This window comes from Pseudorhodobacter sp., assembly GCF_030452865.1.
Classification (GTDB): Bacteria; Pseudomonadota; Alphaproteobacteria; order Rhodobacterales; family Rhodobacteraceae; genus Pseudorhodobacter.
In genome coordinates, this window is the sequence record NZ_JAKDLJ010000053.1 from 1 (window position 1) to 13,662 (window position 13,662).

Below are 13,662 nucleotides of genomic sequence, written 5' to 3' on the forward strand. Positions count from 1 at the left end.
GGGCGCATCATGGCAGGGTCCGAATCCGAGGGGCAGGGGTGCCCCTCATTTAGCCCCATTCTGGCGGAGTGTCACGCCATCATCGCGCGGGCGGGTGGCCCCCCCGTGTGTCAGTTGCCGGCTGCGGGCGCTTCTGGCGATGTTGGCGCGGCGGGTGTGGTCTGTGTCGGCGTGCAGGTGCTGGTCAGCGCCTCGTAGCGTGCCACGATCCAGCCGGGGGCGTCAGATGGGATGGTGTCGTCGATATTGGTCTGGAACGAGGCGAACACCTTGGCAGAGCGCGAGTTATCGACCATCGGGATCGTGTTTGCAGCGACGGCGCGATCATAGACGATGAAGGCGACGGCGACCAGCAACACACCGCGCACGACGCCGAATAGAAAGCCTAGGCCCTGATCCAGCCCGCCAAGCACCGAGCGTTGCACGAAAGAGGACAAAAGCGGCGAAAACAGTGCGGCAATCACCAGACCAATTGCAAAGACGGCGGCGAAGGCGGCGATGATCGACAACTCACAACTGTCGGTCAGGAATTTTCCGACGACGGGCAGTTCCTTTACCAAAGGTTGCGCTTTGGCAGCGAAGACATAGGCAAGGGCGGCAGCGCCGACCCAACCGGCGATGGCCAGGGATTCGCGTACCAGCCCGCGTGAATAGGCCAGCACCGCCGACAATACGATCACAAGTGCGACAACACCGTCGATCAGGGTAAAGCCTTCCATCGTATACTCCCTTGAGGCGCGTTACCCGGCCCCGAACATTTCGCCCACAAACGCCGTCAAGTCTGGCATCTGGCGGACCGTCATCCCATCAACCCCGGCCATTTTCGACCGGGAGGGCGCTATGGCTTGTGAGAAACCAAGTTTCGTCGCTTCTTTCAACCGGTTTTCGGTCTGGGCGACGGGACGCAAGGCACCTGACAGGCTGATTTCACCGAAAAGCACCATATTTGGCGGAATTGCAACATCTTCGCGCGCCGAAAGCAAGGCTGCGGCAACGGCGAGATCGGCGGCGGGTTCGGAAACACGCATACCGCCAGCGACGTTGAGATAAACATCGAGACCCGCGAATGGGATGGCGCAGCGCGCCTCCAGCACCGCCAGAATGGTCGAAAGGCGGCCTGAGTCCAGGCCAACCACCGTGCGGCGCGGGGTGCCGAGTGTGGAGGGGGAGACGAGAGCCTGGATTTCGGTGAGCACGGGCCTTGTGCCCTCAATTCCGGCGAAAACGGCGGACCCCGGTGCGGGTTTGTCGCGATCGGACAGGAACAGCGCGGAAGGGTTGGTGACTTGCGCCAGCCCATCACCGGTCATCTCGAACACGCCGATTTCGGCGGCGGGGCCAAAGCGGTTTTTTACGGCGCGCAAGATGCGGAAATGATGACCGCGCTCCCCTTCGAAATAAAGCACTGTGTCGACCATATGTTCGACCACGCGCGGGCCGGCGATCTGGCCGTCTTTGGTGACATGGCCGACCAGAACAATCGCCACACCGCGCTTTTTGGCAAATGTCACCAGTTCATGCGCCGCGGAACGGACCTGGGAGACGGAACCGGGGGCAGAGTCGACGGTATCGAGCCACATGGTCTGAATTGAATCGATGATGCACAGACCGGGGCGCTCCGTGTCTAGTGTGGTCAAAATGTCGCGCAGATTGGTTTCGGCACCCAGAAAGACCGGCGCATCCGCAAGGCCGAGGCGCTGGGCGCGCATCTGCACTTGGGCTGTCGCCTCTTCGCCGGAGATATACATGGATTTCACCCCGCGTCGCGCAAAGGCGGCGGCGGCTTGCAAAAGCAGCGTGGATTTGCCAATGCCGGGATCGCCGCCGACGAGAATGGCGGAGGCTTCGACCAAGCCGCCGCCCAACACGCGGTCAAATTCGTCCATGCCCGACGTGGCGCGCCGAGGTGGGTCGGCTTGCGTGGCAAGATCGGTCAGCGGGATCACCCGTCCCTTGCCGCCCAAGGATTTCGGGCCAGCGGAAAGCGGGGCTTCCTCAACCACCGAATTCCACGCGCCGCAAGATTCGCATCTGCCGGCCCATTTCTTATGGGCGGCGCCGCAGGCGGTGCAGGTGAATTGAGGTGATGATTTCGCCATATGCCTTGATGCAATGTGGAGTGTCGCGGTGCAAGCGGTTAAGCGGCATCGGTCACGCGATTTGCCGCCGAAAATTCGGAGAGGGGTGGTTAGCGGTTGCGGCCAAGAAGGGAAATCGTCAACGAGGCCAACACGCAGCCGGTGAACAGATACAACCCCCAGGCTGTTTCGACGCGGGCCATCCCGATGCCTTTGACCAGAATGATATAAAGCGCGATCAGGAAAATATCGGCCATCGCCAGTTTGCCGAGGATATGCAATGCCGGCGCGACGCGGGGGCTGAGCAGGCGAAACTGCATCAACGCCAGCCCTATGGTCTTGAGATAGGGCGCGAAAATGGCGAAGAAGGTGACGGCCAGCGCCAGAAACACATCCGATTTCCAAAGGGATTGCAGGCCGGAGATGACGGAGATTTCCGAAAGGTCAAAGAACGGCAGCAAGCCTGCGCGCAGCAGCGGCGCGAACCAGGATATCGGGAACAGAACCAGCAGCACCAGATTGGCACAGATCAATATGCGTCGCAAAATATCCCCGGCCTTTGCACTGGTGGCACCTTACGGCAAACTGGGTGCGGTTTGATGCGCCGTCAAGCCCGGTTTATTGCTTTTGCGGGCCGAGGTTGGGGTGCGTGGGGCTTGGATGTGTCGGCTGTTTGGTCAGGGCGACGACATTGGCATCGCGCATGTCATCGACATCATAGCCCAGCGTCGGCAGGATCTCCTTCAAGTCGTTTTCCAAGGCGCGCAGACCCTTGCCATTCTCCCGCTCGCCTGCCTCGATGTCCGACATCCAGCGGCGCAATTCGTCGCAGGTGGTCCGGGCAAGCAACAGCCGTTCCTGCATGGCGGCAACTTCCTCCTGCCGTTGTTTCAGGAAGGTCTTTGCGCGGTCAACCCGGTCGGCGGAATAGACCCGTGCCAGATCCCGCGACCGATGGCTCATCTGGGCGGCGATTTCCAGAAGCTCGGGTTCCAGATGCGACAAATCGGGATGTTCGCGCAGATATTCCATCCGTTTGCGCATCTCATCGAATTCCGATGACAACGAGAAGACCGAGCGGCGGTCGGCCTGATGCACCGCATCATAGGCGCGGCGGATATCCTCCATGGAGATCTGGAATGAGCGGTGCGAGCGTTCAAGCCGCGACATCCGGGTGTTGGCGGGCAGGAAAAAACAAACCATGACCAACAGCGCCGTCAGCCCCAACTGGGCGTACATACCTGCGTCCGGAATATATTGCCCGCCCCAGCGCAGCGACACCTCCGGCCATGGCAGCGCGCCAAAAATGGCCGCAGCGGTGGCTGCCACCAGCGCGATCGCGCTGGCGATGATGATGAAATGGCTGACGGCTTGCATCCCGCGTTGCAATTGCTGCAACACTGTATGGTGCTGTAATAGCATTGGTTTCCCCCCCGGGCACTCTTCTACTGTTTTAGCGAGACCTAAAAACAGTTAAAGTTCAACGGGGAAAATACCAAATTCGTATCAAGCGACGCCAATCGCAGCAGATTTCCGGGCATTGTTTCCGATGCGGAAACATGGATCGCGCATTGGTTGCGAAGTCGCGGGAGTCAGAGGTAGGAGAAAGGTGACAATGCGATCCAGAGCGCCAACCAGAGGTTCAGACAGGCAGCGATTCCCAGATCTGCGCTGCGCTTGATTTCCGGGGTCCGGCGCATTTTCCACAGCACCGCGATTGCCGCGACGACGCAAAGCGTGGCGCCGGCGAACAGGGTCAGACTGAACGGAAAGTGATAGACATTGCGCAGATGCCCAAGACCGGCGGGGAAGGCGGCCAGGGTCCCCGTGATCACCAGCAACAAGGCGGCGAGCATGCGGTGGCGCCCAAGACCGAGGGCGACCAAGGTGGCCCAGCACAACAAAAGCAGGCAAGCGGCACCTGAACCGAGCAACCAGAGTGTGATGGCCTGACCCGCCGCCATCAGAACAATGTGCTCTTGACGGATGGGGCGGACGCGAGGGGCGGTAAGTCATGTGGCAAAGGATCAGTCTCCGCGTGCGCCTTCGATATAGCGGCGGGCGTAGCGTTGGCCCAAGCCGGTCAGGATTTCATAGCCGATGGTCTCCGCCGCCTCGGCCAGATCATCGACGGTCTGATAGGGGCCGAGGATATCCAACCGGCGCGGGGTTTGATCCAGATGCGACACGTCAACGGTGATCAAATCCATCGAGACGCGCCCGATGAGCGGGCACGGCACATCGCCGCACCACAATACGGCGCGGTTGCCGAGCGCACGCAACAAGCCATCGGCATACCCAGCAGCGACCGTGGCGATCTGGCTTGGCGCTTCGGCAATCCAGCCGCAGCCATAGCCGACGCTTTCGCCAATCGCAACGTCGCGCAACTGGATGACCGGTAGTGACAGCGCCACGGTCGGCGTTGCTTCCTCATAGGGCAGGCCGCCATAAAGGCCGATGCCGGGGCGCGTGAGGTCAAAGTGATACTCCGGCCCGAGCAATATGCCGCCGGTCGCGGCGAGCGAGCGGGGCACGTCGATGCCATCGGTCATGGCGTGGAATTCCGAAAGTTGGGCGGCGTTCATCTCATGGCCCGGCTCATCGGCGCAGGCGAGATGGCTCATCACCAGTTCCGGCCCGGCTTCGAGCACCATTGCTGCGACCGCTTCCCATTCGGCAGCCTCAATGCCCAGACGGTTCATGCCGGTGTCGAGCTGAATACCGAAGGGATGGCCGGGCAGGGATTCGAAATGGCGGGTGATCTGATTGATCGAATTGAGCATCGGGGTCAGGTCGAGGTCGTGGATCATGTCGGTATCGCCGGGCATATGGCCGCAGAACACCGAGATTTGCGGCCCCGGGCCAAGGGCTTGGCGAACAGTGGCGCCTTCCTCGGCGCAGGAAACGAAAAAGCGGCGCGCACCGGCATGGGCCAAAGCGCGGGCGACCCTTGCGGCACCGAGGCCATAAGCATCGGCCTTGACCACTGCCCCGGTTTGGGTATCGGCGGCAGACAGACGATCCAGTGCGCGCCAATTGGCGGCAACGGAGTCGAGGTCGATGGAAAGGGTTGCTGTGGCCATGCGATTGTTTTGACTGCTTGGAAGGTCAGGTCAAGGGGAAAGCGTCTTGCGGAGCGTTGTGGGAAGGGCTTGGGCATTCATCCGGGGGGGCCGGGCTTGGGGCCATTGAGGCCCCTGCGCCCGGCATTGCCATGGTTTTGTGACGCGCGCTGGTAATGTTTTGTGCCAAGTGCAGGCCGACAGGTCGGCGGATCAGGTATTTTCACCAAGATGAAGTTGCAGACTTTGCCGTGTGGCCATCCGTGGCAACGCCGCGCGAAGGGTCTTAGCGCTAAAATGCGCCGTAATTCAGTAGCTGTGCTCGCTGTTTTCCTGCCAGGCTTTGACAAGGTTGCCGAACCGGGTGAAGCGGCCTTCGAAGCTGAGTTCGACCGAGCCGATCGGGCCGTGGCGCTGCTTGCCGATGATCACTTCGGCCTTGCCATGGACGCTTTCCATCACCGACTGCCATTGTGCCATCTTTTCCAACTCATGATCGCCCGGCTTTTCGCGTTCCTTGTAGTATTCGTCGCGGTAAACGAACATCACCACATCGGCGTCCTGCTCAATGGAGCCTGATTCCCGGAGGTCCGAAAGCTGCGGACGTTTGTCGTCACGGTTTTCGACCTGACGCGAAAGTTGTGACAGTGCGATCACCGGGATGTTGAGCTCCTTGGCAATCGCTTTCAGCCCCTGGGTGATTTCCGACACTTCCTGCACCCGGTTTTCCTTGGAACTGCCCTTGAGCAGTTGCAAGTAGTCGATGATCAGGACATCCAACCCATGGGTGCGTTTCAGTCGCCGGGCGCGCGCGGCAACCTGCGCAATGGGCAGTGCGGGGGTGTCGTCGATATAAAGTGGGCAGGCCTCCAGGCTTTTGGCGGCCTCAACGAAGCGGCGGAATTCCTGTTCGGTCATGTCGCCGCGCCGAATCTGGTCTGACGGCACTTCGGAGGCTTCCGACAGGATCCGCGCGGCAAGCTGCTCTGCGCTCATTTCCAGCGAATAGAAGCCCACGACGCCACCTTCGACAGCGCCTTCGCCGCCATCAGGCAAACTGCCGCGCCGATAGGCTTTGGCGATGTTGAAGGCGATGTTGGTGGCGAGCGAGGTTTTGCCCATCGAAGGGCGCCCGGCAAGGATCAGCAGGTCGGACGGGTGCAGCCCGCCGAGTTTTTTGTCCAGATCGACCAGACCGGTCGAAATGCCCGCCAGCCCGCCATCGCGCTGATAGGCGGCGTTGGCGACATTCACCGCCTCGGTCACCGCCTTGAGGAAACTTTGGAAGCCGCGTTCCGCGACACCCTGTTCGCCCAGCTTGTAAAGCCGCTGTTCGGCCTCAACGATCTGTTCTTTCGGCTCTGACGCGACTTCGACCTTGGCCGCCTTGGCTGAAATATCGCGCCCCAGGGCAATCAACTCGCGCCGCACCGCCAGATCATAGAGCATCTGGGCATAGTCACGCGCCGCAAAGCTGGAAATCGCAGCCCCCGCAATGCGTGCCAGGTAGGCAGGGCCGCCAAGCTCTTTCAGTCCTTCGTCATCTTCCATGAAGGCTTTGAGCGTGACGGGCGAGGCGAGCGCATTTTTCTGTATGCGCGTGGCGGCAATTTCAAAAATCCGGCCGTGAACCGGGTCATAGAAATGTTCGGCCTTCACCAAGGATGAAATCCGGTCGTAGACATCATTGTTGGTCAGGATCGCGCCCAAAAGCTGCTGCTCTGCCTCGATGTTCTGCGGCATGGATTCAGCGGGTTGTTCCGCCGGGGCGGTTTGACGGATCGGGGCGACTTGATTCATTGGTCCTGCCTCTTGGTCATCTGGCATCTGATTTGCCATGCGTCTTTTTGTGTTGTGTTGCCCTATCACGACTGCTGTTGCAAAGGCTTGTGGAAATGCTGTGGGCAAGCCATGTATAACTGGTCTGGCGGAAATCCGCGCATTTCAGAGCATACCCGATCTGGTAGCATTTGTCATCCGCGCCACTAATGCGGGTAGGAATCCCTAATCCTAGATGGCAGCGCGTGCCGTCGGTGATGCCGAATCACGCGGGCTTGCGTGCGTCTTGCCACGCACGGGGCGAGCGCAGGAAAGTTTCCACCTCGGACAGGGTTGCGGCGTCGAACGCCTTGGCATCGCGCGCTTCGGCCAGAACGTCCCACCAGGTACAAAGATGGTGCAGGGTGATGCCATGCGCGCCCAGTTTTCCCATCGTATCCGGGAAAATGCCGTAGTAAAAAATCACTGCGGTATGGGCGCAGGTTGCACCGGTTTCGCGAATGGCATCGACGAAAGACAGTTTGGAGCCGCCATCGGTGGTCAGATCCTCCACCAGCAGGACGCGCTGGCCTTCAGTCATCACGCCTTCGATACGGGCGTTGCGGCCATAACCTTTCGGCTTTTTGCGCACATAGGTCATCGGCAGCGCCATGCGTTCCGCCACCAACGCACCGAAGGGAATTCCGGCAGTTTCCCCCCCCGCGATATTGTCGAACGCTTCAAAGCCCGCGTTGCGCATCACGGTCACGGTCAGAAAATCCATCAGAGTGCTGCGGATTCGCGGATAGCTGATAAGCTTGCGACAGTCGATATAGGTCGGGCTCGGCAAGCCGGATGCGAGGATGAAAGGCTCGGACGCATTGAAATGCACTGCCTTGATTTCCAGCAGCATCCGCGCGGTCAACCGGGCAATCTCATCGGCGGTCGGGTAGCTGGTCGGGATCATGGGCCTGTCCTTTCATAGAAGCCTGTTTCAACTGCCCTCACCCGATCACCTTTGGTGTTGTGATAACATATTGAAAATGCAGGATTTATATGGATGTCGTCCTGTAAGGCGCGCACTTGACTGTGTGGAGCAATTGCCAAGCGAGATCAAGATGGAATTTCCGGAAATCCAGTGGTGGGAATGGGAGTGCCGTGGTCGGATACGCCAACAATGTTTTAATCGGGCGGGCAGCGTAGCGCTGCTATTGGGACGGGGGCAGCGGCCTGACGTGCGAGGATGTCAGCGTTAGCACGGAATCAACAGAGGGCGCGGCGAGTTGGTATTGGACTCGAACAGAAATACTATGGATCGGCGTGGGCGCTTGCCGAATTCCATCGTAAAAAAACCGCGCGGTGCGCCCAGAGGACGGACCGGCGCGATAAGTCAGTTCAATCGTTGACCATCAGATCTGCGTCTTTGGAATGGTCACGGCAGGCGTCGACAAAGGCCTGCATTGCCGAAATCCGCGCGCCTGACCGGTTCCACAACACACCCGTCTGCCTTGCTCCCGCCTCTGGCAGTGCGATTTTGCGCAGGCGCAACCCTGCTGGCCAAGGCGGTGCCCAGTCGGGCACGATCGCAACACCAAGTCCCCGGCTGACAAGGCCCGCGATGGCGTCCAGCGCATCAAGTTCCAGCCATTCATGCACTTGCAAGGCATGGGTGCGCAGGTACTGATCCACAATCTGACCACCCCACTGATTACGATCATAGCGGATGAAGGGTAGGTGCCGGATCAGCGTTGCCGGGTCGTTCAGCACGGTATCTTCGGGTGTGATCAGGACCAGCGGTTCCTGACGCAATGTCAGCCACCCCGTCGATTTCGGCACCGGAAACTGTGGGCGTACAATCAGCGCAGCGTCCATCGCCCCCGAAGTTACCGCTTGGTACAGATCAACCGAGGAACCGGGCTGGATATGATATTCTATCTTCGGATGACGGTCGCGCAGGCGCGCAATGATATCCGGCAACAACCCGGTCAATGCGGTGGCGACCGCCCCGAGACGCAACTGCCCGGCCGGTTCGCCCTGTGCGGCGATGGCACGCAGATCGCGGGCACTTTCGATCAACAGGCGCGCATGGTCCAGAACCGCCAGTCCCGAAGCCGTCGGTTGAACCGTGCGCCCGGCGCGCATGACCAGCGCATGGCCTAAATCCTGTTCCAGCTTGCGCAACCGTTGGGCCAGTGCCGCGGATGTAAGGTTGAGCCGACGCGCAGCCCCCGCGATGGAGCCGCAATCCACTACGACCACGAAACTTTCCAGAAACCGGATATCCATAGCAACATTTTCTATCTTCTGTTTCAGTAAAAAGCCAGTTTTTCCTTTGCCCCGATCAGTGTAAACCATTCACAACAGCAGAAGATGCAGCCGGAGGGGCAAGACATGTCGATAGAGGCCAAATTCAAGAAGTTGGGGACGGACAATGCACCGGGGCAGGAGTTGCGTCAAAGCGATACCGGGCTGTTGGCGGTGATGCGCGGCGACCCTTTGCCTGGCCGCCCGGTCGACTTCTCGCATGGCGATGTGGACGCTCATGCGCCGACGCCCGGCAGTTTTGAGCTGTTCTCGGCCGGGGTCGCCTTGGGCGGAGCGCAGGCCTACACCGAATATCGGGGTGACTTCGGGATCCGCGAGCTGTTGGCGCCGCGCCTTGCTGATTTTACCGGCGCGCCAGTCGACGCTGTGGACGGGTTGATCATTACACCGGGTACGCAGGGCGCGCTGTTTCTGGCCTTGGCCGCGACCGTCATGCGAGGGGACAAGGTTGCGATTGTGCAGCCGGATTACTTTGCCAACAGAAAGCTGGTGGAATTCTTTGAAGGACAGATTGTCCCGGTTCAACTGGACTATGTGCATGCAGCGGAAACGCGGGCGGGGCTTGATCTGACCGGGTTGGAGGACGCCTTCAAGGCGGGTGCGAGGGTGTTCTTGTTTTCCAACCCGAACAATCCGGCGGGGGTGGTTTATTCACCCGACGAAATCGGCCAGATTGCCGGGCTCGCGGCGAAATACGGGGCAATCGTGATCGCCGACCAGCTTTATTCGCGGCTGCGCTTTTCCGGGGTGCGTTATACGCATCTGCGGGCGCAGGCGATTGATGCCGAAAATGTCGTGACAATCATGGGGCCGTCCAAAACGGAATCATTGTCTGGCTATCGGCTCGGCGTTGCGTTTGGGTCGCGCGCCATCATTTCCCGGATGGAGAAGTTGCAAGCCATCGTCAGTCTGCGCGCGACCGGATACAGTCAAGCGGTGCTGCGAAGCTGGTTTGCGGAACCGGCGGGATGGCTGGAAGACCGTATCGGCAAGCATCAGGCGATCCGCGACGATCTGCTGACGGTCCTGCGGGGCACCGAGGGCGTCTTTGCCCGGACCCCGCAGGCTGGCAGTTATCTGTTCCCCCGGCTGCCGAAGCTGTCCGTCGCGCCCGCCGATTTCATCAAGCTCTTGCGGCTTCAGGCCGGGGTGATCGTGACAGCGGGAACCGAATTCAGCCCCCATACGCCGGACAGTGTGCGCCTGAACTTCAGTCAGGATCACCAGGCGGCGGTGGCTGCTGGGGAACGGATTGCGGAACTGATCGAAAGGTATCGGGCATGAAGGGTTCAGCGCCCCGCGTCCCGGTGCCGCAAGGCAACTACCTGCCCGCGCGCCGCCATGGTAATCTGATTTTCACCTCCGGCATGACACCGCGCCGCGATGGGGTGCTTGTGTTCAAGGGCGCTGTCCGCAAGGACGCGCTATTGGACGACAGTCGCGCCGCCGTTGTGTTGGCGTGCAACAATGCGCTGACGGCGGCGCGCGGGGTCCTTGCCGCGGGGGAGGCTTTGACGGGCATTCTCAGCCTGACGGTTTATGTCGCCGCCGAGCCCGGTTTTGAAGCGCATTCCAAACTGGCTGACTTCGCCTCCGCGTTCCTGTGCGAAGCGATGGGGGAGCAAGGCATCGGTGTTCGCGCAGCGGTTGGGGTTGCAACGCTGCCCGGTGATGCGCCGATCGAAATTCAGCTTGTTGCATTTGTGTGAAACACGGGTGGTCAAAGGACGCTCTGCCGCGCCAATCGGAAACCGTTCCAAAGGGCGATCATCTTGTTTTTGCGGCGCTTCGCGGCGAATGGCTTAAGGGCTTCGGTGGCCAATGCCGCGAGGGTGCCGGTTTCCGCATTCCGCGCCGGTGTCTGATCCCATCGGCAATCGCTCACGTAAACCGGTTTCTCGTCTGACTGTCGGATACATCGTGGTGACTCTCGGGGGCGCGAAACGACCCGAAATGAAAGCGCCGAGCGGAGCGAGGTTTAGCACACACATATTTCGCGCGGCAGGGTGGAGAGCACCTCGCAGGGACCATCACCGGTGATGATTACCGTTTCTGATGCGCCGACCGTAAAAGCGCCGTAGTCGCGCAGCGTTGCGGGCAGATGGAAAACCATCCCCGGTTCCATAATCCGCTCCACGCCTTCGAACAGGCTGAGGATCGCACCTTCGCCCCAGTCAGGCGCGAAGGCGATCCCCATCGAATAGCCGATGCGCTTGCGAAACGCCGCCGACAAACCGGCACGGTCGATCACCGCCTGAGCGGCAAGATGCGGGGCGGCGCAGGGCAGGCCGGCACGGCATCGTTCCAATGCGGCGGCGAGGGCATCGGTCGCGCAATCCATCATCGCCTGCGCCCGCGCTGGTGGCTTGCCGATCCAGACCGACCGCATCAGCGCCGCATGATAGCGGGACTGGCTTGCGGCCATCTCCAGAAAAACCCCGTCGCCTTGTTCCAGCATCCGGCGTCGCCATGTCATGTGGGGAAGCCCGCTGCGTGGCCCTGATGAAACCAATGGCTCCATCGCCATTGCTTCGGACCCCGCAACGATGGCTGCTGACATCATTGCGGCGGCCACTGCATTTTCGTCAACCCCCGCGCGGCAAGTCGCAATTCCCGCCGTCAGCCCGGCTTCGGCCTGACAGGCGGCTTCCCGGATCGCAACCAGTTCAGCCGGTGATTTCACCGCACGAAGCGGGGCAAGAACCCCGGAACCATCGCCGAGCCCCGGAAAGCGGGCGTCAATCGTCGCCATGGTCCGGGGTGAGATGAACCAGCCGTCACGTTCGATTGCCGGCGCCTTCAGCCCAAGATCGTGCAGCAAGGTGATCAATGCCGCAACCGGGTCTTCGCCATCCTGCCATGTCTCGATCCGGTGCAGCCAGGTGGTTGCGCGCGCGCTGGCAAGTTCGAGTTGCCGCACCAGCAGCGTTGGTGCGCCCTCGACCGGCAGGATAAGCGTCTGAAGCGCAAAATACCCGGCGGTCTGGCGCCCCGTCAGCCAGCAGATTGTCTCGGGCGAGGTGACCAGCAGCGCACCATACCCCGTTGCCGCAATGGCGCTGCGGGCGCGGGCCTGACGCGCGGCATATTCCGCCTCCGGGAAGCTGGCTTCAGTGCCGCGCAAAAACGAGAAGTCCATGTCTTGGCCCCGCGGTTAGTAATGATAGGGGCTGCGGGTCAGCAATTCGTTGCCGCCCGCGCCGATTATGATGATGTCCTCTACAAAAGCGGATCCGATCCCTTGAAGCGAGAGAAACGCCTCGACACCAAAGACCATGTTTTCTTCAACCACGTCGCCTGGCAGCGACATGACCGAGGAAATGCGCGGTTGTTCGAAGGAAAGACCGATGCCATGGCCGAAGAACGGAAAATTTTTCATGATCGCGGACACTTCACCGCCGAAGGCTTCGGTCAATCGGTCGCCTTCGGCTGCTACGTCAAGCAGTTTCACCCCCGGACGCATCATTGCCGAAAGCCGGTGAACGATGTCGTTTGTCGCCTCGATCAGCCGGCGCTGATCCGGGTTCGGGGTGCCGCGCACCGCCGTTCGTCCGGGATCGAGGTAGTAGCCTTGCTGGAAGGCGGCGTGGACGGTGCCGCGCACCATGTCACCGATCGCGGCCCCGTCTGCGCTCGATCCGGTCAAAGGATTGCGGTAGTCGTATTGCATCGTGTCGCCGTGATTGGCGCCGATGGCTTGAATCCGCCCACCGCCGGCGACAACAATCCGCGCGGCGTCCCCGGCGGCTTCGCGCTCTGCCTTTCCTGCGATCAGGCCTTGCATCAATGCGTCGGTCGCCCGCGTCGCCAATTCGCCCGCGATCCGGTAACACTCCAGTTCCTTTGGGCTTTTGACCCGCCGCAGGGTGCGGATCAGGCCATCCGCTTCAACCCATTCAATCCCCGGCGTGCGCGACTTCAGGTCTTGCCAGTATTTCATCGGGATGAACTCTGTCCCGCAAAGCGCGACACGGCCCTTTATCCCCCTCGCCACCAAAGCCTCTGCCACGCCGATGAAGGGGTGATTGTGGCAATGCACGTTGGTTACTGCCAGCAAGTCCGCACGCCCCTCCGGCTCGTCGATGTGAAGCTCCGGCAGCTCACCCCGCCGCAGGATCACCGCAGAGAAGGAGCGCGCCGACCAGATCAGCGAATCAGTGCCACCGCTGACCGGGTAGTGATTGGTCAGGTACAGGATGTCGCCGCAATTGTCGGTTGTGCCGCCACCCCGGCCAAAGACCACCGCCACCTCAAATCCCAACTCCGCCATCAGGCGTTCGGCCCTGATCCAGCGCTCTTCATATTCGATCTGCGGAAAGAATCGTTTCATGTCGGTGCTGTTCCTTACCTGCCGGTCGATGCCGCAAGATCTTCCCTCGGTTCTTGCGTGATCTTGTCGGAAAGTTCTTTCTAATTTCAGTATACCATGTGTATGCTGC

At 60.7% G+C, this 13,662-nt stretch carries 13 protein-coding genes; 2 read left to right on the plus strand and 11 right to left on the minus strand.

Annotated elements, in window-relative coordinates:
• Positions 1-110: 110 nt before the first annotated feature.
• From L0H65_RS05200 to L0H65_RS05240, 9 genes are all read right to left on the minus strand, one after another.
• Entirely contained in the window at positions 111-719 is a 609-nt protein-coding gene (locus tag L0H65_RS05200; RefSeq protein WP_301457774.1) for a CvpA family protein, read from the minus strand.
• Positions 720-740: 21 nt separating this feature from the next.
• Positions 741-2,099, minus strand: coding sequence for a DNA repair protein RadA (radA, locus tag L0H65_RS05205; protein ID WP_301457775.1), 1,359 nt, complete (start codon positions 2,097-2,099; stop codon positions 741-743).
• 89 nt (positions 2,100-2,188) lie between these two features.
• Positions 2,189-2,614, minus strand: a complete 426-nt coding sequence (locus tag L0H65_RS05210; RefSeq protein ID WP_301457786.1) for a paraquat-inducible protein A — start codon at positions 2,612-2,614, stop codon at positions 2,189-2,191.
• Positions 2,615-2,696: 82 nt separating this feature from the next.
• Complete coding sequence (locus L0H65_RS05215; RefSeq protein ID WP_301457776.1) at positions 2,697-3,500, minus strand: DNA repair protein; 804 nt, start codon at positions 3,498-3,500, stop codon at positions 2,697-2,699.
• A gap of 170 nt (positions 3,501-3,670) precedes the next feature.
• A complete protein-coding gene (locus L0H65_RS05220) occupies positions 3,671-4,042 on the minus strand; it encodes a hypothetical protein (protein ID WP_301457777.1) in 372 nt (123 codons plus the stop codon).
• A gap of 63 nt (positions 4,043-4,105) precedes the next feature.
• The gene (gene alr / locus L0H65_RS05225; protein ID WP_301457778.1) at positions 4,106-5,161 is read right to left on the minus strand and encodes an alanine racemase; all 1,056 of its coding nucleotides are present in this window, start codon (positions 5,159-5,161) and stop codon (positions 4,106-4,108) included.
• A gap of 288 nt (positions 5,162-5,449) precedes the next feature.
• Positions 5,450-6,940, minus strand: a complete 1,491-nt coding sequence (locus L0H65_RS05230) for a replicative DNA helicase (protein ID WP_301457779.1) — start codon at positions 6,938-6,940, stop codon at positions 5,450-5,452.
• A 244-nt stretch (positions 6,941-7,184) separates the two neighbouring features.
• Entirely contained in the window at positions 7,185-7,865 is a 681-nt protein-coding gene (locus L0H65_RS05235; protein WP_301457780.1) for an orotate phosphoribosyltransferase, read from the minus strand.
• A 428-nt stretch (positions 7,866-8,293) separates the two neighbouring features.
• Positions 8,294-9,184 (minus strand): LysR family transcriptional regulator, encoded by an 891-nt coding sequence (locus L0H65_RS05240; RefSeq protein WP_301457781.1) that lies wholly within the window; start codon positions 9,182-9,184, stop codon positions 8,294-8,296.
• 105 nt (positions 9,185-9,289) lie between these two features.
• On the opposite strand from L0H65_RS05240, the gene L0H65_RS05245 reads away from it, so the two are divergent.
• Both L0H65_RS05245 and L0H65_RS05250 read left to right on the plus strand, forming a co-directional pair.
• Positions 9,290-10,507 (plus strand): pyridoxal phosphate-dependent aminotransferase, encoded by a 1,218-nt coding sequence (locus L0H65_RS05245; protein WP_301457782.1) that lies wholly within the window; start codon positions 9,290-9,292, stop codon positions 10,505-10,507.
• Positions 10,504-10,932: a RidA family protein gene (locus L0H65_RS05250; RefSeq protein WP_301457783.1), complete on the plus strand. Its 429-nt coding sequence runs from the start codon at positions 10,504-10,506 to the stop codon at positions 10,930-10,932. Before L0H65_RS05245 ends, L0H65_RS05250 begins: the two co-directional genes overlap by 4 nt.
• Positions 10,933-11,201: 269 nt before the next feature.
• On the opposite strand, the gene L0H65_RS05255 is transcribed toward L0H65_RS05250, so the two are convergent.
• Together L0H65_RS05255 and L0H65_RS05260 are read right to left on the minus strand one after the other, a co-directional pair.
• Positions 11,202-12,362 carry a Xaa-Pro peptidase family protein gene (locus L0H65_RS05255; protein WP_301457784.1) on the minus strand — a complete coding sequence of 387 codons (1,161 nt, stop codon included), beginning with the start codon at positions 12,360-12,362 and terminating at the stop codon, positions 11,202-11,204.
• A gap of 15 nt (positions 12,363-12,377) precedes the next feature.
• Positions 12,378-13,553, minus strand: a complete 1,176-nt coding sequence (locus tag L0H65_RS05260) for a Xaa-Pro peptidase family protein (RefSeq protein WP_301457785.1) — start codon at positions 13,551-13,553, stop codon at positions 12,378-12,380.
• Positions 13,554-13,662: the final 109 nt, after the last annotated feature.